General features: G+C 64.9%; 17 protein-coding genes. 6 read left to right on the top strand and 11 right to left on the bottom strand.

Going from position 1 to position 19093, the window contains the following annotated elements:
• Positions 1–83: 83 nt before the first annotated feature.
• Positions 84–3482: an acyl-[ACP]--phospholipid O-acyltransferase gene (locus AC1RWL_RS06455; RefSeq protein ID WP_493093946.1), complete on the top strand. Its 3399-nt coding sequence runs from the start codon at positions 84–86 to the stop codon at positions 3480–3482.
• 6 nt (positions 3483–3488) lie between these two features.
• Here AC1RWL_RS06455 and AC1RWL_RS06450 read toward each other — a convergent pair whose 3' ends face one another.
• From AC1RWL_RS06450 to AC1RWL_RS06425, 6 genes are all read right to left on the bottom strand, one after another.
• Positions 3489–4496, bottom strand: a complete 1008-nt coding sequence (locus tag AC1RWL_RS06450) for a hypothetical protein (protein WP_493093945.1) — start codon at positions 4494–4496, stop codon at positions 3489–3491.
• A complete protein-coding gene (locus AC1RWL_RS06445; protein WP_493093944.1) occupies positions 4493–5599 on the bottom strand; it encodes a GNAT family N-acetyltransferase in 1107 nt (368 codons plus the stop codon). Before AC1RWL_RS06445 ends, AC1RWL_RS06450 begins: the two co-directional genes overlap by 4 nt.
• Positions 5592–6788: a hypothetical protein gene (locus AC1RWL_RS06440; RefSeq protein ID WP_493093943.1), complete on the bottom strand. Its 1197-nt coding sequence runs from the start codon at positions 6786–6788 to the stop codon at positions 5592–5594. Before AC1RWL_RS06440 ends, AC1RWL_RS06445 begins: the two co-directional genes overlap by 8 nt.
• Complete coding sequence (locus AC1RWL_RS06435) at positions 6785–7672, bottom strand: HesA/MoeB/ThiF family protein (protein ID WP_493093942.1); 888 nt, start codon at positions 7670–7672, stop codon at positions 6785–6787. The genes AC1RWL_RS06440 and AC1RWL_RS06435 overlap by 4 nt, the downstream gene beginning before the upstream one ends.
• On the bottom strand, positions 7669–8616 hold the full coding sequence (locus AC1RWL_RS06430; RefSeq protein ID WP_493093941.1) for a hypothetical protein: 948 nt from the start codon (positions 8614–8616) through the stop codon (positions 7669–7671). Before AC1RWL_RS06430 ends, AC1RWL_RS06435 begins: the two co-directional genes overlap by 4 nt.
• Before the next feature lie 174 nt (positions 8617–8790).
• Positions 8791–9000 carry a hypothetical protein gene (locus tag AC1RWL_RS06425; RefSeq protein WP_256116590.1) on the bottom strand — a complete coding sequence of 70 codons (210 nt, stop codon included), beginning with the start codon at positions 8998–9000 and terminating at the stop codon, positions 8791–8793.
• A gap of 159 nt (positions 9001–9159) precedes the next feature.
• Between AC1RWL_RS06425 and AC1RWL_RS06420 the strand changes: the two genes are divergently transcribed.
• Positions 9160–9378: a hypothetical protein gene (locus tag AC1RWL_RS06420; RefSeq protein WP_256116989.1), complete on the top strand. Its 219-nt coding sequence runs from the start codon at positions 9160–9162 to the stop codon at positions 9376–9378.
• Here the strand turns inward: AC1RWL_RS06420 and AC1RWL_RS06415 are convergent.
• The 3 genes from AC1RWL_RS06415 to AC1RWL_RS06405 all read right to left on the bottom strand — a co-directional run bounded on the left by AC1RWL_RS06415 (position 9375) and on the right by AC1RWL_RS06405 (position 10564).
• A complete protein-coding gene (locus AC1RWL_RS06415; protein ID WP_493093940.1) occupies positions 9375–9680 on the bottom strand; it encodes a hypothetical protein in 306 nt (101 codons plus the stop codon). The two genes, AC1RWL_RS06420 and AC1RWL_RS06415, sit on opposite strands and share 4 nt — an antisense overlap.
• Positions 9681–9770: 90 nt before the next feature.
• On the bottom strand, positions 9771–10304 hold the full coding sequence (locus AC1RWL_RS06410; RefSeq protein WP_493093939.1) for a GNAT family N-acetyltransferase: 534 nt from the start codon (positions 10302–10304) through the stop codon (positions 9771–9773).
• 32 nt (positions 10305–10336) lie between these two features.
• Positions 10337–10564, bottom strand: coding sequence for a hypothetical protein (locus AC1RWL_RS06405; protein ID WP_493158289.1), 228 nt, complete (start codon positions 10562–10564; stop codon positions 10337–10339).
• Positions 10565–10810: 246 nt separating this feature from the next.
• On the opposite strand from AC1RWL_RS06405, the gene AC1RWL_RS06400 reads away from it, so the two are divergent.
• Together AC1RWL_RS06400 and AC1RWL_RS06395 are read left to right on the top strand one after the other, a co-directional pair.
• Positions 10811–11155, top strand: coding sequence for an ArsR/SmtB family transcription factor (locus AC1RWL_RS06400; RefSeq protein WP_493093937.1), 345 nt, complete (start codon positions 10811–10813; stop codon positions 11153–11155).
• Between the two features lie 2 nt (positions 11156–11157).
• Positions 11158–11622 (top strand): SRPBCC domain-containing protein, encoded by a 465-nt coding sequence (locus tag AC1RWL_RS06395; RefSeq protein ID WP_493093936.1) that lies wholly within the window; start codon positions 11158–11160, stop codon positions 11620–11622.
• Between the two features lie 73 nt (positions 11623–11695).
• On the opposite strand, the gene AC1RWL_RS06390 is transcribed toward AC1RWL_RS06395, so the two are convergent.
• Positions 11696–13018, bottom strand: a complete 1323-nt coding sequence (locus tag AC1RWL_RS06390) for an aspartate aminotransferase family protein (protein ID WP_493093935.1) — start codon at positions 13016–13018, stop codon at positions 11696–11698.
• A gap of 98 nt (positions 13019–13116) precedes the next feature.
• Positions 13117–14088 (bottom strand): LysR family transcriptional regulator, encoded by a 972-nt coding sequence (locus tag AC1RWL_RS06385; RefSeq protein ID WP_493158286.1) that lies wholly within the window; start codon positions 14086–14088, stop codon positions 13117–13119.
• A 75-nt stretch (positions 14089–14163) separates the two neighbouring features.
• Here AC1RWL_RS06385 and AC1RWL_RS06380 point away from each other — a divergent pair, with 75 nt between their 5' ends.
• Complete coding sequence (locus AC1RWL_RS06380; RefSeq protein WP_493093933.1) at positions 14164–16632, top strand: GcvT family protein; 2469 nt, start codon at positions 14164–14166, stop codon at positions 16630–16632.
• A 2-nt stretch (positions 16633–16634) separates the two neighbouring features.
• Complete coding sequence (locus AC1RWL_RS06375) at positions 16635–19091, top strand: GcvT family protein (protein ID WP_493093932.1); 2457 nt, start codon at positions 16635–16637, stop codon at positions 19089–19091.
• Positions 19092–19093 lie beyond the last annotated feature (2 nt).

Genomic DNA, 19093 nt, shown 5'->3' with positions numbered 1-19093 from the left:
ATGCGAAAAATATCATGAACAATGTTCATACAGGCAGAGGCACAAATGTTCAAATATAGTCTGCGCAAAAAGGGGAATGTTCCATGCAACGGAATCTGATGACCTCCCGGCGCTTTGCGCCGCTCTTCTGGACGCAGTTCCTGTCGGCCTTCAACGACAATTTTCTGAAGAACACCCTGGTTTTCCTCATCCTCGCCACCATGGCGGCGGACGCGGCGGGCTCGCTCGTCACGCTGGCGGGCGCCGTCTTCATGGCGCCGTTCCTGCTGTTTTCCGCGCTCGGCGGGGAATTGGCCGACAAGTTCGACAAGGCGGTCATGGCCGAGCGGTTGAAGCGGGTGGAGCTTGCCGCTGCGACCGTCGCCGTTGTCGGTCTCGCCTTCCACTCCGTCACGGTGCTGATGGTCGCGCTCTTCCTGTTCGGCGTGATATCGGCCCTGTTCGGCCCGGTCAAATACGGCATCCTGCCCGACCATCTGGAGCGCAAGGAACTGCCGCGCGCCAATGCCTGGATCGAAGGCGCGACCTTCATCGCGATCCTCGGCGGCACGCTGGTCGCCGGCCTTGCCGCCGCCGATGGCGTCAATCCCTGGCTCTTCGGCCCGATGATGCTGGGCCTCGCGCTCGCCTGCTGGCTGTCGAGCCGCTACATTCCGCGTGTCGGCGCAAAGGCGCCGGAGCTTGTGATCGAGCGCAACGTGCTCGCCTCTACCGGCCGCCTCGTCAATGCGCTGCGTGGCGACCAGCGCCTCTGGCGCTCCGCGCTGATGGCCGCCTGGTTCTGGCTCGTCGGCGCGATCGTGCTCTCGCTGCTGCCGCCCATGGTGAAGGGCAGCCTCGGCGGTGAGGAAACCGCGATCACCGCCTATCTCGCCGTCTTCGCCGTTGCCGTCGGCATCGGCTCGGCCATTGCGGCCTGGATGTCGGCCGGCCGCATCGTGCTTCTGCCGGCCCCCGTCGGCACGCTGATCATGGCGCTGTTCGGCCTCGACCTTGCCTGGAGCGTCGGCCATGCCGGTGTTGCCGTTCCGGCAGAAACGCTCTCCGCCTTCTTCGCCGGCCCCTACACCATCCGCATCGCCATCGACCTCGCCGGCATGGCGATTGCCGGCGCCTTCCTCGTCGTGCCCACATTCGCCGCCCTTCAGGCCTATGCCGAGGAGGAGCAGCGCTCGCGCGTCATCGGCGCGGCGAATGTGCTGTCGGCGGGTTTCATGACGGTCGGCGGTGGTCTGGTCGCAGCCTTGCAGGCAGCGGGGCTTTCGACGCCGGTGCTTCTTGCGGGCTTGGCGCTTGCCAACCTGGTCGCGGCCTTCGTGATGCTGCGCACGCTGCCCACCAATGCCTTCCGCGATTTCGTCTCCATCCTCTTTCGCGCCTTCCTGCGGCTGGAGGTGGACGGCCTTGAGAACCTGAAGAAGGCCGGCAAGGCGCCGATCATCGCGCTCAACCATGTCTCCTTCCTCGACGGCGCACTGGCGCTGGCGCTGACCGACGAGGAGCCGACCTTCGCCGTCGACTACACGATCGCCAAGGCCTGGTGGGTGAAACCCTTCCTGAAGATGTGCAACTTCCTGCCGCTCGATCCGTCCAAGCCCATGGCGACGCGCACGCTCATCAAGACCGTCAATGCCGGCAATCCGCTCGTCATCTTTCCGGAAGGCCGCATCACCGTTACGGGCGCGCTGATGAAGGTCTATGACGGCGCCGCCATGGTGGCCGACAAGACGGGCGCAATGGTCGTGCCGGTGCGCATCGACGGGCTGGAGAAGAGCTATTTTTCGCGCCTCTCCTCGCTCCACGTCCGCCGTCGCCTGTTCCCGAAGGTCAAGGTCACCATTCTGGAGCCGGTACGCCTCTCGGTGCCGGACGAACTGAAGGGCCGCAAGCGCCGCATGGCCGCCGGTGCCGCGCTCTACCAGGTCATGTCCATGCTGATGTTCCGCACCACGGACACGGATGCGACCGTGCTGGAAAAAGTGATCGAGACGGCAAAGGAACGCGGTTTCCGCAAGCTCGCCGTGCAGGACCCGGTGACCGGTTCGCTCTCTTACGGCAAGCTTCTGACGGGTGCGGCCGTGCTCGGCGCGAAGTTCAAGGCCCTGTACCCGGCGGAGAACACGCTCGGCGTGCTTCTGCCCAATGCCAATGGCGCGGTGGCGACGATCCTCGGCGTGATGTCGGCCGGCAAGGTGCCGGCCATGCTCAACTTCACGGCTGGTGCCGCCAATATCCTCTCGGCCTGTCGGGCCGCCGAGGTGCGCCATGTGCTGACGTCCCGCGCCTTCGTCACACAGGCGAAGCTCGGCCCTGTGGTCGAGGCGCTGTCGAAAGAGGTGGAGATCGTCTGGCTCGACGACCTGCGCCAGACCGTTCGGTTCGTGGACAAGCTGCGCGGCCTCCTGCGCAAGGCCCGGCCGCTCGTTCGGCGCAAGGCGGATGACCCGGCGGTGATCCTCTTCACCTCCGGCTCGGAGGGCGCGCCGAAGGGCGTGGTGCTGACCCACCGCAACATCCTCTCCAACGCCGCGCAGGCCGCCTCGCGCATCGATTTCCACTCGGGCGACAAGGTGTTCAACATCCTGCCGGTGTTCCATTCCTTCGGGCTGACGGCCGGCACCATCCTGCCGCTCATCTCCGGCGTGCCGGTCTATTTCTATCCCTCGCCGCTGCACTACCGGATCATTCCGGAGCTGATCTACTCCTCCAACGCGACGATTATCTTCGGCACGGACACGTTCCTCAACGGCTATGCGCGCACCGCGCATCCCTATGACTTTCGCTCGATCCGCTACTGCTTCGCCGGCGCCGAGCCGGTGCGCGCCACCACCCGCGCGCTCTACATGGAAAAGTTCGGCGTGCGCATTCTCGAAGGCTACGGCGTCACCGAGGCAGCGCCGGTCATCGCGCTCAACACGCCAATGTTCAACAAGGCCGGCAGCGTCGGCAAGATCATGCCAGGCATGGAATACCGGCTCGATGCGGTGCCGGGTGTCACCGAGGGCGGTCGCCTCTTCGTGCGCGGCGCCAATGTCATGGCCGGTTATCTGCGGGCCGAAAACCCCGGCGTGCTGGAGCCGACACCGGACGGCTGGCACGACACCGGCGATATCGTGACGGTCGACGAGGATGGGTTCATCGTCATCCGCGGCCGGGCCAAGCGCTTCGCCAAGATCGGCGGCGAGATGGTCTCGCTTGCCGCCGTCGAGGCGCTTGCCGGCGAATTGTGGCCGGGCAACCTCTCGGTCGTCGTCTCGCTGCCCGATGCGCGAAAGGGCGAGCGCCTGGTCATGCTGACCGACGCGCCGAACGCCACCCGCGCCGCCTTCCTCGCTTTCGCCCGTGAAAAGGCCGCCATGGATATGATGGTGCCTTCGGAGGTGAAGGTCGGCACGGTGCCGGTGCTCGGCTCCGGCAAGGTCGATTTCGTCAGCGCGCAGAAGCAGCTGGCAGAGGCGGCGAGGGCGGAGCAGGCGGCCTGACGCTGCCTAGCCGAGTACGAGGTCGTGGGACGGTAGGCGGTACTTCGGAAGAGTGAGCGGCGCCGGCCCGACGCGCAGCACGTTGATCAGATGATGATCCGGCGGCAGCGGAAAACGCTGCCGCAGGGTTTCCGAAGCGGCAGGAACGTCGGCGAGAACCGCCATCGGCCAGCCGGCAAAGCCGAAGCGGGTGAGGCCAAGCCAGAAGCGATAGAAGGCCCGGCCGGAAACGACCGGGCTTTCGCCTTCCGGTCGATGGAACAGCAGGCAGGCCGCCGCCGTCATCGTCTTCCCGGCTTCCGCGACGAGCGTCTTGCCGAGGCCCAGCCGGTCGGCTAGGTCGAAGAGCGGCGAGGCGAGCACACGTCCCGCCATCGCGCCCTCCAGCCGCCCCATGCGCAGGGCATCGAGGTTCAGGCCGTCGAAAGCGTAGGCGGCGTGAGCCGGCGTAAGGCGCATCCACGCCACAAGTTCGTCGCGGAACGCGCGCTCGCGCATGACGGAGAGGCTGGCCTCATCGTTCAGCGCGGCGATGAAGACGAGGGCGTCCGGTCCGCCGGCAAAGTTGATGTCGCCGCTTTCAGTCGCCCATTGTTTGACATTCGCAATCACGTCCGGTGCCGCAGCGGAAAAGGGACCGCGCCAGGTGAAGCGTTTCTCCGTCCAGTCGGCAAGCGGCGAGGGGCTCGCTTCTCCGGCCGGGGTGAGGCGCGCGGCCAGCCGATAGCCGGGGCGCCAGGAGCGGATGTCGGCCTCCCAGAGATCATCCACGACAACGCCGGTGCCGCGCGCGGCGAGCGCCATTACTATACCCTCAAGCGCCGCGCCGCAGGAAAGGCCCATGTCGCGGCCCGTTGGATCGCCGACGCCGAGGTGCCGGGAGAGATCGGCGGCGATGAGGATATTGCCCGCTTCGTCCAGCGCGAAACGCGCCGGCTGGGTGTTGTGCACGGAGGGCGCGCGGTTCGCCAGCGCGGCGAGATCGGCGAGCGTGGCGGCGTCGATCCGGCTCATAGCGTCTTTCCGAAAAGGTGCAGGCGGTGACGGGGGCGGGCGCCGGCCTTCTCGGCCTGGCGCAGGCTTGCGGCATTGGCATCCGCGATCCAGGTGCCGCCGGCGGTCTCATAACCGGCATTGCGCATTTCGCCGAGCACATGGGCGAGCATCAGCGGATTGAGGCCTCGCCCCTGATGCTCCGGCTTCACGCCCTGGAAGATGACGACGGCGCGCCGCCGCCTGAGGCGATGTTTCAGGAGGTGCCAGGGGGCGGAAAAACCGAGCCGCGAGCCCATCGCCTTCAGCATCGGGTTGACGTCCGGTATCGCGATCACCGCGCCGGCCGGCACGCCGTTCCGTTCCGCCACGGCCGAGATACGCGGATCCATGATCCACTTCATCTCCTTGGCCTGGAATTCGTATTCCGCACGGCTGACGGACACGAACATCGGATTGTCGGCGAAACTCTCGTTGAGGATCAGCCGCGAATCCTCCAGCCGGCGGTCGAGCGTTGCGCGGCGGATCGGCGAGAAGCGAAAGCCGTCGGCTAGAAGGGCCTGCATCTCGGCGCTGCCCAGCAGCCGGTCCGTCGCGGCGTTGCGGATATCGATCTCGAAGGTGGTCATCGGGAAGGAGGGCGAATAGCCCCGGGCTTCCAGCAGGCGCGGCAGGTGCGGTGGTCCCCAGACCTGGTCGGTGTAGGGCGCATTCTCGAAACCGCCGGTCAGGATGCCCACCTGCTGCATGGCGGTCAGGTTGAAATTGCCGAGGAGTTCGGTGAATCCCCTGGCGCGTGCCCAATCCTCCGCCCGCTCCAAAAGTGCGGCGGCGACGCGCTCGTCGTCGGCGCAATCGAAATAGCCGAAGTAACCGCGCTTCAGCCCGAACCGGGCATTCGCGGCGCGGTGCATATGGGCCGTGATGCGCCCGCGCACCGCGCCGTCCTCATGGGCGGTGAAGATGGCGAAATCGTCCGCCGTCTCGAAAAGCGGATTCTTCTCCGCCGAAAGAAAGCGCTTCAGGTCGCTGAACATCGGCGAGACATAGGGCGTCCTGTCGCCGTAGACGGCGAAGGGCGCGGCGAAGAAGGCGTCGAGGTCGCCCTCGCGGATCTCAATCATCGCGCGCGTTCCTTTCTGAGATCAGGAAGGCCATGCGCTGGGCGACCTTCAGCTCCGTTTCGGCGCCCGGCGTGGCGGAAACCGAGGGCATGTTGAGCGCGATCAGCCGGAACGGCCGGGCCGATACCAGCATCAGATGGGTAGCCTCGTATTTTTCGAGCAGCCAGGCGAGCTGTTCGGCATCCGATTGCGCAAGACCGCCCGCTTCCGTGGCGCGCAGCAGCGGCCGGGCGGCAAAGAGCGCCTTTATGCCCGCAAGGTCGAGATCGGCAAGCTCCTTCTCGCCGAGCAGCAGCGCGCCCTCGACCAGCGGATGGTTCTGCAATTCCTTGAGAAAACCGAGCGTATCGTCGATGCGATCTTCCGCGAGATGCCGGATGAGGCTCTGCCGCCGCTGTTCCGTGTGCAGGCTGATGCTGTCCTTCCAGATCACGCCAAGGAGCGCGGCCGAGGTGACGACAGAAGCCGTGCGCACCAGCGCGGCCGCGTCGAACCCGTTTTCCAGGCCGATGGCGAGCGCGCCGAGAAGGGCTGCGGCCAGCAGGACGGCGAAGGAGACGACGGTATCGCGATGGCTGACGGCACGCTGGCCGAGGCTGATCAGCAGCCAGCAGAGAAACAGGATGGCGACCCCGCCAAGCCGCACCGGAAGATCGACATAGGCCGAGCGGAAATCCGTCACGAGCAGAGGCAGGATCAGGAGCAGTGACAGCGCGATGCGGTCGACCGCCTGGTTTTCCGCCTTGGAAAGGCTCGTCCGGTCACGCGTCACCGCCATGTGCCCGGCCAGCGCGAAGGTGACGAGCTGATAGAGGAAGAGCAGCACCAGGCGCCACGGATCGACGGCCGTCGGCAGGAAGGCGAGCACGGCAAAGGCCGCCGCACCACCGGCCGCGATCCATTTCGTGACTTTTGGCGCATGCCGGCGCAGCAGGCCCTCGGCGAGCAGGACCGTGGCCAGCGGTACGAGCCCCGCCGAGATGATCGTCGCGGCCTCAAAGATGAAGAGGCCCGTCCACCAGGCAAGCACGCGGCTCACCATCAAGGCGGCCAGCACCCGCAGGCCAAACAGGAAGCGCCGGGTCAGCGGGCTCCCAGCATCGAAACTGCGGATGGCGCCGATCAGCACCGCCAGCCCGCCGAAGGCGGCGAGCGAAATGAAGGTATCGGCGATCAGCGCTGCGATCATAGTTTTGCCGGCGCGGCAAGTCGCGTCAGGTAGCGCCGCACCAGCGGGCGCAGCAGCGCCGCAACGAAAGCGTTGCTCGGCCGCTCGATACGGCCGGCATGCGGATTGAAAAACCAGCCGCGGCAATCGGCGCCCTGCGGCTTGCCGAGCACCGTGTGGATCGCCTCATAGGCCATCAGCATGCCTGTCGTGATGACCATGGGCGCAAAGGACATGCGGCTGCGCGTGCCGGCCACCACTTCGCCGGCAAGCGCCAGGTCGACATGGTGGCGGGAGGAGGAATGCACCATCACATATTCCGCCTCGCGCAAAAACGCTTCCGCCCGCTGGTCGCTCGTCAGCGCGTTCCAGGCGGTCCCGAGCGTCGGATAGCCGAGTCGTTCCTCCGGCATCGGGTCCTGCGGCCGCGTCACATAGACGGAGGGCAGGGGGGCGGCATAGGCGTCGATCATCGTGCGCCCGTGCCGTCGCGCCGTGCGGTAGAGCAGCAGCCCCGCACCGAGATCGTCCGTGCCGTTGATCACCACATCCGCGCCGGTGACAAGCGTTTCCGCATGGTCCGTCCACGCCGCACCATGGACGGTGACGTCCAGATCGGGATTGATCTTCAGGCAGAGGTCGCGCGTCGCCTCCGCCTTCGGCTGGCCGATCGTGTCGGCAAAGCAGAAGACCTGGCGATTGAGGTTCGACAGCTCGAAACGGTCGATATCGGCCAGCACCAGGCGGCCGATGCCGGCACGCACCAGCGCCTGGATGGCCGCGCCGCCCATGCCGCCGGTGCCGCAGACGAAAACCGTCGCCTGCGACAGCCGCCGCTGCTCCGCCTCGCTGACGAAGCCGATGTTGCGGGTGGTGAAAGTGTCGTAGGAAAAGGTTCCGCTCATCGTTTGGAAGGCCTCAAGATGCCCCATTGCCGCTGGCTGTCCGCCCAATGCAGCACCGGCAGGACGAGCCGCTGCACGAGGATGACGAAACTTGCCACCGCCAGCCGCCCCAGCGCATTGCGCGGCACGCTTTCGAGCAGGTAGCGCTGCGCGGCGTTGAGATCGAGCTGGCCGATCTGCAGCAGGTCATCACCGCGGGCATAGTCGAGTTCGGCGGCGCAGAAATCGTTGTATTCGGGTTTGCGGTGTTTTGGCGCGGCGTCGAACGTCTTTTTCAGGTTGTCCGAGCCGCCGGTATAGGCATTGGTGATGACGAAGCGGTCGGCATCGAAGCCGGCCTCCGGGCCGACGCCGAAAACATGCCGGTGCGCGGCCATGATTTCCGTCGCAATCAACTGCTGGCGCAGCGAACGCCGGGCGCCGCGCGTCGGCGCCGGAAAGACGTCGCTGAACGTCTCCGCCACCATGCCGGCGACCGCCGGCACCTGCGTCACGTTGGAAATCCACAGCGGGCGAAGCTGGTTGCGCAGGAAGAGCAGAAAGCAGGTAAGCCCGTAGAGCACCCAGGAAAGCCCCTGGCTGCGCACGGCGGGATCGATCATCACCAGCCCGAGGTGAAGAACCTCGACGGGCTTGCCGGAAAGCGAAAGCGCGATGACGGGGAGCGCATTGAACGCGACCGGCTGTCCATCGGAGACCCGGTAGACGAGGGTGACGATCGTGCGCGACAGCACGTCCTCCCGCTCGGAAAACACTCCGTAGTCGAGGTTCCCGTCCGCAACCGCGCGCCGCGCCACCGACCGCAGATCGTCGCGCAGGCCGGCAAGGTCCGGCGCGCTCATCCACAGGCCGGGAAACTCGACGATCCGCGCGCGAAATTCGGGGGATGTCTTGAACGCGAGGTCCAGACGCTTCTCCAGGACGACCGAAAGCAGATTGTACAATGGACTGTGCCCGATGATCCAGAACGGCGGAATGCACGCTTGCGGCTGCAAGCATCGTATATTTGCAGCCGGGAGGAAACATTTGGTTTAAGCCCGGAAGGGAGAATTTACCGATGCAGGACCGTCGCGCCGTTTGCCGGCACCCGAGCGATAAAGGCCTGGCTCGCGCCCGGCCTATTCCTCCGGCATCAGGCCATCGAACACTTCCAGCAGGGCATTGACGATCTCCTGGCCTAGCGCATTGGCCCTGTCGGCGATTTGCTCGTCACCCTGGTTGCGGACGGCCAGCGCGAGATTGCCGCCTTCTTCCGCGACGATGGCCTTGGCGCGTTCGATTGCCCATTGTGCGAAGTCACTGCGGTTTTGGATCGTCACCGTTTCCATTGTCGTCGGCCTGTTCACTGTTCCTTTGGGAATTCGCGGCTATCTCTAGCATGCGCGTTGAGTCTTGCGTACGCGCCTCACAGATTTGTGTTCCGTTACGGCCACTTGGCCGCACCCTTAGCGATTGCCAAACGAGGGGGTGCGTGCGACTGCATGGCCATGACCCCCGCACGCTTTATCGAATGTCTTATCGTGATCCGATGGACGCCCATCAACCTGGCATCAGCGCTCCAATGCGACCTATCATGGGTGGAGGCGATGGAAGTCGGAAACGAAGAAATCCCGGACGGCCTGGCCGTCTGGCTGGAGAATCTCGCGCGGGTGCATACCGACCAGCCGCCGCCGAAGAGTTTTCGTGGCAAGCGGTCGAGACTTTAGGCGCTGCGTTCCAGTTCCGCATCGAGGCGGTTGTAGGTCGCCTGGATCATGTCGATGTCGTTGATGTGGCTGGCAACGGCCACTTCGACCAGCACATTCGCGATGGCCGCATCGACGCGCAAGGGTGTCATAGGGTGCGCGCTTGCGAGCGCGAGGCCGGCCTCCTCATCGCCACCAAGCGCATAATACAAATCCAACGCCGATTTTAAAAACAGTGCGCTGCGCTGGGGCGAGGATTGCGCGGCGAGATCGCCTTCATATTGCGCCGCCAGCGCCACTGCCTTGTTTTGTATTTCGCTCATATCGAGATTCTCAAGACCACTCTGCCGATCGCATCGATTCTGCTGCTGCCGTGCGGCCTATTAATGCCGGCGAAGCTAGTCCGAACCTGATCAGCCGCCTTTCCATTCCGAGCGCACCAATTCGTACCAAACTTCGCCGTGCTCACTGCCCGCAATCGGCTCGGGCCAATCGACGGAGACGGTGCGTGCGTAAATCAAGCCGACCTTTTCCATCACGCGGCGCGAGGCGTGGTTCACCGCCATCGTGGTCGCCACGATCCTGTCATATCCGCCGTTCCTGAACCCCCAACCAACGAGCGCCGAAGCCCCTTCCGCGGCCAGCCCCTGGCCCCAATCCAGGCGGCGCAGGCGATATCCGAGTTCGGCCACGGTCTCGCTCTCCGGCCACAAACAGAACCACCCGACGAATGCGCCGTTGATCGTGCGCCGCGCCGTCCAGACGTAGGGCTCGGTTCCTCTGGGCATGAGGAACGTCGCGTTCGGATCGACCTGCTCGTGGTCGACGGGGTGTCCGCCGTTCAGAAAGCGCATGACCTCCGGATCAAGTTCAAGATCGATGAAGTCAGCGCGGTCGCTGGGGGAGCAAGGACTGAGCGTCAGGCGCGTCGTCTGCAAAACAGCCATTTTCGAAGATCCCTCCATCGGGCAGGCTCAGCTCAGTCGCCCGAGGCTCTCGTTTTGAATGTCACTTTCACGACGTAGCTGCCGTTCCGCTTCCATTTGCGTTTCGTGCTGACCAGCATGTCCGGCCCCAAGGCCTCATCCGCCTCCGCAAACGCCCGCCGGACCTCCGCGATGGCGTTGTGATAGTCGGTGTTGTCCCGCTTCGGCGCTTCGATCGCCGACTTCATGAGGGCCGTCACGCCCTCCTTTTCCTCATCCAATGCTGTAACTCCGTATCACCGTGGTCGCTCGGCTGCGCTCGGCGCCGGCTACAAGTGCCTATCCGAACTACCATGCCATCCGGTCGACTCGTCGATAATTTTCTGCACTTTCCAGAGTGGGCACAAGGCGTTGGTTCTCGTGGATGGCGCAATGCGGCTCACCGGCCTGCGCGAATTTCGATATAGCCTTGACAATAACAGATTTGTTATATAACAAGTATGTTATTATTTTTTTGAGGACATGCCGTGACCGATCTCGATTCCGCCTTTTCGGCTCTGGCCGACCCGACGCGTCGGGCGATCCTTGCGCGGCTCGCTTCCGGTGAAGCCACGGTCATGGAGCTGGCGCAGCCCTTCGACATGAGCCAGCCCGCCATTTCCCGGCATCTCAAGGTGCTGGAGGGGGCCGGTCTCATCGTGCGTCGCGCGGAAGGAACCCGGCGTCATTGCAGCCTGGCGCCCACGGCGCTTGAGGAGCTGGAACAGTGGCTGGCGATGCTGCGCCGGGTTCTGGAAGCCAATTACGGCCGGCTCGACCGGCTTCTCGCGACCATGTCGCTCGAACCCTCCAAAACCAAGAACAAGGAGTAATCATGTCCAGGCTCATGCTCACCACCGACGGCGAGACCGATGTCGTCGTCACGCGCCGCTTTGCCGCCCCGCCGGAAGCCGTCTTCAAGGCCCACACCGAGCCAAAACTCTTGCAGCAATGGCTGCTTGGCCCGGACGGCTGGACCATGCCGGTGTGCATCAACGATGCGCGACCCGGCGGAAAGATTCGCTACGAGTGGAGCGATGGCAACGGCAACGGTTTCCATCTGACCGGCGAGTTCATCGAGGTCGTGCCCTTCAGCCGCATCGTGCATGTGGAGCGCATGCATCTGCCCGATCCGACCCCGGACAATCGTGTCGAAACCACATTCCAGGCGGATAATGGCGGCACGTTGATGACCATGCGCATGCACCTGCCCGATGGCGAGACGCGCAAGGCAATGCTCGAAACCGGCATGGAGCACGGCATGGAAGACAGCTACAAGCGGCTGGAAAACCTGTTCTGAGGCTCATCCGTCTCTATACGGTGGCCGTGATTGTCGGGCGCGAGGATGCAGGCGCTATCCTCGCGTTGACCCTTTACACCGCCTCGAAACTGCGCACGAAGCGGTCCATCACATCGTCCACGTCGCTCATCGACAGGCAGAGCGGCGGGCACATGCGGATGACGTTTCGGTAGGGGCCGGATCGGCTTGCCACCAACCCGTTGCGGCGGGTCGCTTCGAAGACGGCGAGCGCCTCGTCCGGGGCGGGTTCCTTCGTCTGCCGGTTCTTGACGAGTTCGATTGCCAGCATCAGCCCTTCGCCGCGCACATCGCCGACCAGCTCGAAACGGTCCTTGAGTTCGGTGAGCCGTGCCTTGAGCGCGCCGCCGACCTTTCGGGCGTTTTCCTGGAGCTTTTCCTCGCGGATGACCTTGAGCACCGCGCGGCCGGCGGCACAGGCCACCGGGTTGGCGCCATAGGTGTGGAACAGGAACTTATCCGCCATCGATTCCGCAACGCCCCGCTTGGCGATGACCGCGCCGAGTGGGATGCCGTTGCCGACGCCCTTGGCGACCACGACGATATCAGGAACGACATCGTGGGATTCGAAGGACCAGAAAGCGTCGCCGGTGCGGGCGACGCCTGATTGCACCTCGTCGATGATAAGGAGGCCGCCAGCGGCGCGAACCTTCTCGGCACCACCCTTGATGTAGCCCTTCGGCATGGGCACGATGCCGCCGTAACCCTGCACCGGCTCGATGATCATGCCGGCAAGCCGCCCGCTCGTCGAATAGTCGATGGCGCGCTTGATCTCCGCCAGATAGGGCTCGACGCCCTCGCCATAGATGCCGCGATACTGGTTGGGCTCGGCCACGAATGTGACGCCGCCGAGCTGCGGCACGTTGTGGCGGAAGCCGGCGATGCCGGTCAGCGCCTGCGCCCCGAAGGTCGCGCCGTGATAGCTGGAGCGCAGCGCCAGCATGTCGATATTGCCGGTATGGGCGCGCGCCATCAGCAAGGCGAGATCGATGGCCTCGGCGCCGGAATTGGTGAAATGCACGACCCAGTCGTGGCCTTTCGGCATGGTCGCCGCCAGTTCCTCGGCATAGTGCGCGGGCACCGGATGGTAGAACATCGTCGTGCAATGGGTGAGTTCCGCCACCTGCGCCGTTGCGGCGCGCACGACTTCCGGATGCGCATGGCCGACGGAAATGCAGAGGTTCATGCCGAGCAGATCGATGTATTTGTTGTCGTTTTCGTCCCAGACATATTGCCCGCGGCCGCGCTTGATGATCAGCGGATCCTTGAACGGCACGAACTTGCGCTGCGAGGCGGCGTAATACCGTTCGCGTCGCGCGACGATACCGTCGGTCGACCAATCGATGTCCATCGCGGGCGGAAGTTGGGCCTGGTTCATGACGCGCTCCTCGTGAGATGCGGGCATGAAATCACTGAACGATCGGCCTTGTCACGGTGAAACGACTGCATCAGAGAAACTGATGGAGCCGATTAGCGTCAGATGTCGACGGTGCAATAGTCGGGCGCAAGTTGCGGCAGCCGGCGCGTGATCGTTTCGGACAGCACTTCTGCGGAACGCCGGGCGAAGGCTTCCGGAATCTCGCCAAGCTCCCGCTCGCGCGCAACCAGCTTCAGGCTGCGGGAAAAGCCGGCAAAGGGCAGCGGGTGCACGCCGATCTCCATGCCCTCCGCCAGGCCGTCGATCAAGAGCGTCGGCGTGAGGATGGTAAAACCCATGCCATTGGCGACGGGCGCCATGACGACGCTCGACCGGTCGCCATCCATGCCGCGCGGGATTTCGATCCGGAGACGGCTAAGATGCTGGTCGATGCGCATGCCGACCGGCGTCTCGCGGCTGAAGCGCACGAAGGGCAGCTTCTTCGAGAGCTTGTGAATGTCCCCCACATCGCCGGCAAAACCCTTCGGCGTCACCAGCACGAATTTTTCCGTCATGATCGGAAAACGGATCAGGCCCTCGACCTCGAACATCTCGCTCGACGTCACCGCAAGGTCGGCCTTGCGGGCGCGCAGCAGGTTGATGTGATCGGTCGCAAGGCCTGCATAGAGGCTGAGTTCCGGCACGTTGAAGCCGTCGCGTGCCAGCACCGACAGCGCCGGGGCCAGCGTCGTCGCGATCGAGGCGAGCATGGCGATGCGCAGGAGCGGCAGAGGCGCCGAATTGAGCCGGCGGACATCCGACCGCAGTTCCTCGACCTCGCTGAGGATGGCGATCGAGCGGCGGTGGAGCGCGACGCCGGCTCGGGTCAGCTCGATCGGCCGAATGTTGCGGTCGATGAGGCTCACGCCGAGCGCCGTCTCAAGGTTTTTCAGGTGCTGGGATGCGGCCGACTGCGTGATGCCGAGCATCTGCGCGGCCTGGGTCACATGTCGCGTTTCGACAACCGCGGCAAACACTTCGATAGCACGGAAGAGGTTGAAATCGAAGCTGCCCTTGAGCATGGAGGCCATCATCTGTTCGACACCATCAGTTTTTCTAATGAAGCGAAAATCGAGTTGAACGCAAGTCTCCTTCCCTGAATTCTCATGCCGACGGAAGAGCGGGGTGAAATGCAGGTGGCGGAAAGTGCTGGGATTGTCATCATAGGCGGCGGGGTCATCGGCCTCGGCATCGCCTATCATCTCGCCGAACGCGGCGTCAGCGACGTGGTGCTGATCGAGCGCAACCAGCTGACGAGCGGCACCTCCTGGCATGCGGCCGGCATCGTCGGGCCGTTGCGCGCCAGCCTCAACCTCACCCATCTCGCCCGCTACGCGATGGAACTCTTTCCGGCGCTGGAAGAAAAAACCGGCCAGAGTTCCGGCTATCAGCGCACCGGCGGCCTCTGGCTCGCCCGCAACGCAGACCGGATGGTCGAACTGCGCCGCATCGCCCATATGGGCGAGGTGACCGGCATGCATGTGGAGATGATCGGTCCGTCAACCATTGCCGAACGGGTACCGAGTCTTTCAGTCGACGGGCTGGTCGGCGCGCTCTGGGTCGCCGAGGACGGGCAGGCCAATCCGGTGGATATCTGCGCGGCCTATGCCAAGCGCGCCCGCTCGGCCGGCATCCGCATCCGCGAAAATGTCGGCTGTGCCGGCTTCGACATCGAGAATGGCCGCGTCGCGGGCGTCAGGCTGACGACGGGCGAGACCATCCGCTGTGGCAAGGTCATCAACGCTGCCGGCGCTTGGGCGCGGGATGTCGGCGCGCTTGCCGGCGTGCCTGTGCCGTTGCAGGCGGTGGAGCATATGTATGTCGTCACCGAAGCGATCCCGGGACTCGAACAGCCGTTTCCCATCGTGCGCGATCTCGATGAAGGCATCTATATCAAGGGCGATTCCGGCAAGCTTGTACTCGGCGGCTTCGAGCCGGATGCAAAACTGTTCCAGACGAAAAGCGTGCAGGGCGAGCAGCCGTTCCTGGAGCTGCCGGAGGACTGGGAGCAGTTCGAGCCCTTCATGACGGCCGGGCTGAACCTCGTGCCGAAACTGGCCGATGCGGGTATCCGCCACTTCATGAACGGCCCGGAAAGCTTTACTCCGGACACGCGGCCGCTGATGGGTGAATCGCCCTATCTGCGCGGCTTCTATGTCGCGGCCGGGTTCAATTCGACCGGCATGATGTCATCGGCCGGTGCGGGCCGGGCCATGGCGGAATGGGTGCTCGACGGCGAGCCGGGGCTTGATCTCTGGGCGCTCGACATCACCCGGTTCGACCGGTCCGCAGGGTCGAAATATTTTGCCGGCAAGCGGATGGAGGAGTCGGTTGCCGATCTCTTCCGCATGCACTGGCCTTACAAACAGGCCAAGGCGGGACGGGATGTCAGGCGTTCGGCCTTTCACCGGCAGTTTGCCGACATGGGCGCCGTCTTCGGAGCACCGACCGGTTGGGAACGCCCACTGTGGTTTGCCGCCGACGACACGGAACGGGATTTCCGCTACGCCATGGGCGAGCAGCATTGGTGGGCGGCTGCAGCGCGCGAGGCCAAGGCGATGGCGGCGGGCGTCGGTCTCTTCGAGCTGTCGCCCTTCACCAAGATCGACGTGCAGGGCCGCGATGCGCTGGCGCTGCTGGACTATCTCTGCGCCAACCGCATCGACGTGGCGGAAGGCAAGGCCGTCTATACCCAGATGCTGAACGCACGCGGCGGCATCGAGGCGGATATCACGGTGACGCGCTTCGGCGAGCGCCATTTCCGCGTCACCAGCGGTGCCGCCACCCGCCAGAAGGATGTCGCCTGGATCGCCCGGCATGCCGAGGATCGTGGGCTGGAGGTCGTCGTCTCCGATGTGACCTCCGCGGAAGCCGTTCTGGCGGTGATGGGGCCGGAGGCGCGTGCGCTGCTGCAAAGCCTGACGGACGACGATCTTTCGGATACGGCATTTCCCTTTTCCACATCGCGCCGCATTGACATCGGCATGGTCAACCTCAGGGCGACGCGCGTCAGTTTCGTCGGTGAACTCGGCTACGAACTCTATGTCGCGACCGAGTTTGCCGAGCAGCTTCTCTCCACGGTGACGGAGGCGGGCAAGGCCCATGGGCTGGTCGCCTGCGGCCACTATGCGCTGGATGGCTGCCGGCTGGAAAAGGGCTATCGCCACTGGGGCCACGATATCGGGCCGAAGGAAACGCCGCTGGAGGCGGGCCTCGGCTTTGCCGTCGCCTGGAAGAAATCCGGCTTCCTGGGCGAAGAAGCGCTGCGCCGGCAGAAGGCGGAGGGCGTCGCCAGGCGGCTGATGCATTTCGCCGTCGATGGCGGCAATCCGCTGCTGCTGCATGATGAGCCGATCTACCGCGACGGCCGGTTTGCAGGGCTGACGACATCCGGCGGCCAGGGTTTTCGCACAGGGCTGGCACTCTGCCACGGCTATATCGCCTGCGCGCCGGGCGAGCCGCGCGAGGCGCTTCTGTCATCCACCTACGAAATCGCCATCGCGGGCCAGCGCCACCATCTGCGGCCGCTTGCGGAGGTTCCCTATGATGCTGCCGGGACCCGGCTGAGGAGTTGAACATGAGAACACAGGCACGGGTCGTGGTCATCGGTGGTGGCGCCATGGGCGTTTCGCTGCTCTACCATCTGGCAAAACGCGGCTGGAGCGACGTCATGCTGGTCGAGAAGACCGAGTTGACCGCCGGCTCCACATGGCACGCCGCCGGTCTCTGCACGCATTTCGCCCACAACGCGACAATCATGGAAATGCGGGCGCATTCGATCCGGATGTATCGCGAGGGGCTGACGGCCGAGACCGGCCTGCCAACCGGCTTCCACGCCAGCGGCGCGCTGCGCGTCACGCGCTCAGAGGAGCGGATGAACGAGTTCCGCCACGTCCAGGGCATCGGCGACTTCGTCGGTCACGAATTCCGGATCCTGACGCCGCAGCAGCTCAAGGAGATCTATCCGCTGGTGGAGCTCGACGGCATCATCGGCGCGATCTACGAGCCCAATGACGGCCATGTCGACCCGACGCTTGCCACCAATGCGATGGCGACCGCGGCGCGCAATCTGGGCGCCGAGATCGTCCGCCACAATCCCGTCCTGTCGCTTGGCAAAAACGCCGCGGGCGAATGGCTGGTGGAGACAGCCAAGGGCACGATCGTCGCCGAGCATGTCGTCAATGCCGCCGGCACCTGGTGCCGCGAGATCGGCCAGATGATGGGCCTCGACCTTCCGGTCGTGCCGATGCTGCACCAATATGTCGTCACCGCGGAGGTGCCGGAGATTGTCGCGCGGATCCGCGCCGGCGAACCGGAGTTGCCAATCATCCGCGATCCCGAGGAAAGCTGGTATCTGCGCCAGGAGCGCGACGGCTACATCGTCGGCCCCTACGAAAAGACCGCCCATCCGTGGGCCGTCGACGGCATTCCGCCGGCCTTCGGCATGGAGCTGATGCCGCCCGATCTCGACAGCATCGAGCACATCATCGCCATGGCGATGGAGCGCGTGCCGGCGCTCGCCAATGCCGGTATCAAGACCGTCGTCAACGGCCCGATCACCTTCACGCCGGATGCCAATCCGATGGTCGGCCCGGCCTTCGGGGTGCCGAACGGCTGGCTGCTGACGGGCTCCAGCATGGGCGTCATGGAAGGCGGCGGTGCGGGTGCCTTTCTCGCCGACTGGATCGTCGATGGCGCGCCGCCGCGCGATGCGCTGGCGATCGACGGCCGCCGCTTTGGGAATTTCGCCGACCGCGACTTTCGCATCGACAAGGCCGTCGAGTGCTTCGGCCTGCAATTCGGCATCCACTTTCCCTATGAGGAGCGCGAGGCCGGCCGCCCGCGCCGCGCAACGCCGGCCTATGACCAGCAGCAGGCTGAGGGCGCCATCTTCGGCGCCGCCTATGGCTGGGAACGGCCCAACTGGTTTGCCAAGGACGACGCGGCACCCGACCTGACCTTCCGCCGCCCCGGCTGGTTCGAGACGGTGGCCGCCGAATGCCGCAACGTGCGCGACAATGTCGGCAACGTCGATCTCTCCGCCTTCTCGAAATTCGAGGTCAGCGGGCCGGGTGCCGCGGACTTCATGGCCTCGCTCGGCTCCAACCGCCCGCCGGTGCGCGACGGCCGGATCGGCCTCATCCATGCACTCACATCGCGCGGCGGCGTCGCCTCCGAGTTCACCGTCACGCGGCTGGCCGAGGATCACTATTACCTCACCAGTGCCGCCTTTGCCGAACGGCATGACGAGGATCTGTTGCGATCGCGCGCGGGTGCCAGCGTCACCATCGAGAACCTGACGGAGAAGCGCGGCATCCTTGGCGTCATGGGTCCGAAGTCACGCGACCTCTTGCAAACGCTGACGGAAGCGGACCTTTGGAACGTAGCCTTTCCCTGGCTGACGGCGCAGCGGGTGACGGTTGCCGGCGTGCCGGTGCTGGCGCTCCGCGTCTCCTATGTCGGCGAACTGGGCTGGGAGCTGCATGTCGATCTCGATCGCATCGGCGATCTCTACCGGGCCGTGTCGGAGTCCGGCAAGGGCTTCGGCCTTGCGCCGTTCGGCATCTATGCCGTCAACGCGATGCGGCTGGAAAAAGGCTATCGCGGCTGGGGCGCCGACCTCACGACGGAGCGCACGCCGCTCGAAGCAGGGCTGGAGGCGCTGGTGCGAACGGAGGGCCGCAGCTTCATCGGCCGCGAGGCGATGCTGGAGCGGGCCGCCTCCGAAAAGTCCTGGCGGATGGCGCTGTTTTCCGTCGAGGGCGACGGCATTTCATTGCCCTTCTACAACCACACCGTCTGGCAGGACGATCAGGCCGTCGGCGTAGTGACGTCCGGCGCCTACGGCTTCCGCACCGGCAAGCCGCTGGTGCTCGCCTATCTCACGCCGAAAGCGACGGCGGCGCCGATGTGCATCCGCGTCATCGACCGCGATCTCGCCATCACGGAACTGAAGGCGGCACCCTACGACCCCGACAATCTCAAGCCGCGCGGCATCGAAGCCGCGGTGCAGCAAATCAAGAAAGTGGGCTGAGC

The organism is Shinella sp. GW821-FHT10F02 (genome assembly GCF_058809275.1).
This window is presented reverse-complemented; position numbering and strand designations above follow the sequence as displayed.

Excerpts from the sequence above, each read along its gene's own strand:
- AC1RWL_RS06455 (WP_493093946.1), top strand. The coding sequence starts at position 84 with ATGCAACGGAATCTGATGACCTCCCGGCGCTTTGCGCCGCTCTTCTGG.
- AC1RWL_RS06450 (WP_493093945.1), bottom strand. The coding sequence starts at position 4,496 with ATGAGCCGGATCGACGCCGCCACGCTCGCCGATCTCGCCGCGCTGGCG.
- AC1RWL_RS06445 (WP_493093944.1), bottom strand. The coding sequence starts at position 5,599 with ATGATTGAGATCCGCGAGGGCGACCTCGACGCCTTCTTCGCCGCGCCC.
- AC1RWL_RS06440 (WP_493093943.1), bottom strand. The coding sequence starts at position 6,788 with ATGATCGCAGCGCTGATCGCCGATACCTTCATTTCGCTCGCCGCCTTC.
- AC1RWL_RS06435 (WP_493093942.1), bottom strand. The coding sequence starts at position 7,672 with ATGAGCGGAACCTTTTCCTACGACACTTTCACCACCCGCAACATCGGC.
- AC1RWL_RS06425 (WP_256116590.1), bottom strand. The coding sequence starts at position 9,000 with ATGGAAACGGTGACGATCCAAAACCGCAGTGACTTCGCACAATGGGCA.
- AC1RWL_RS06420 (WP_256116989.1), top strand. The coding sequence starts at position 9,160 with ATGACCCCCGCACGCTTTATCGAATGTCTTATCGTGATCCGATGGACG.
- AC1RWL_RS06415 (WP_493093940.1), bottom strand. The coding sequence starts at position 9,680 with ATGAGCGAAATACAAAACAAGGCAGTGGCGCTGGCGGCGCAATATGAA.
- AC1RWL_RS06410 (WP_493093939.1), bottom strand. The coding sequence starts at position 10,304 with ATGGCTGTTTTGCAGACGACGCGCCTGACGCTCAGTCCTTGCTCCCCC.
- AC1RWL_RS06395 (WP_493093936.1), top strand. The coding sequence starts at position 11,158 with ATGTCCAGGCTCATGCTCACCACCGACGGCGAGACCGATGTCGTCGTC.
- AC1RWL_RS06390 (WP_493093935.1), bottom strand. The coding sequence starts at position 13,018 with ATGAACCAGGCCCAACTTCCGCCCGCGATGGACATCGATTGGTCGACC.
- AC1RWL_RS06385 (WP_493158286.1), bottom strand. The coding sequence starts at position 14,088 with ATGGCCTCCATGCTCAAGGGCAGCTTCGATTTCAACCTCTTCCGTGCT.
- AC1RWL_RS06380 (WP_493093933.1), top strand. The coding sequence starts at position 14,164 with ATGCCGACGGAAGAGCGGGGTGAAATGCAGGTGGCGGAAAGTGCTGGG.
- AC1RWL_RS06375 (WP_493093932.1), top strand. The coding sequence starts at position 16,635 with ATGAGAACACAGGCACGGGTCGTGGTCATCGGTGGTGGCGCCATGGGC.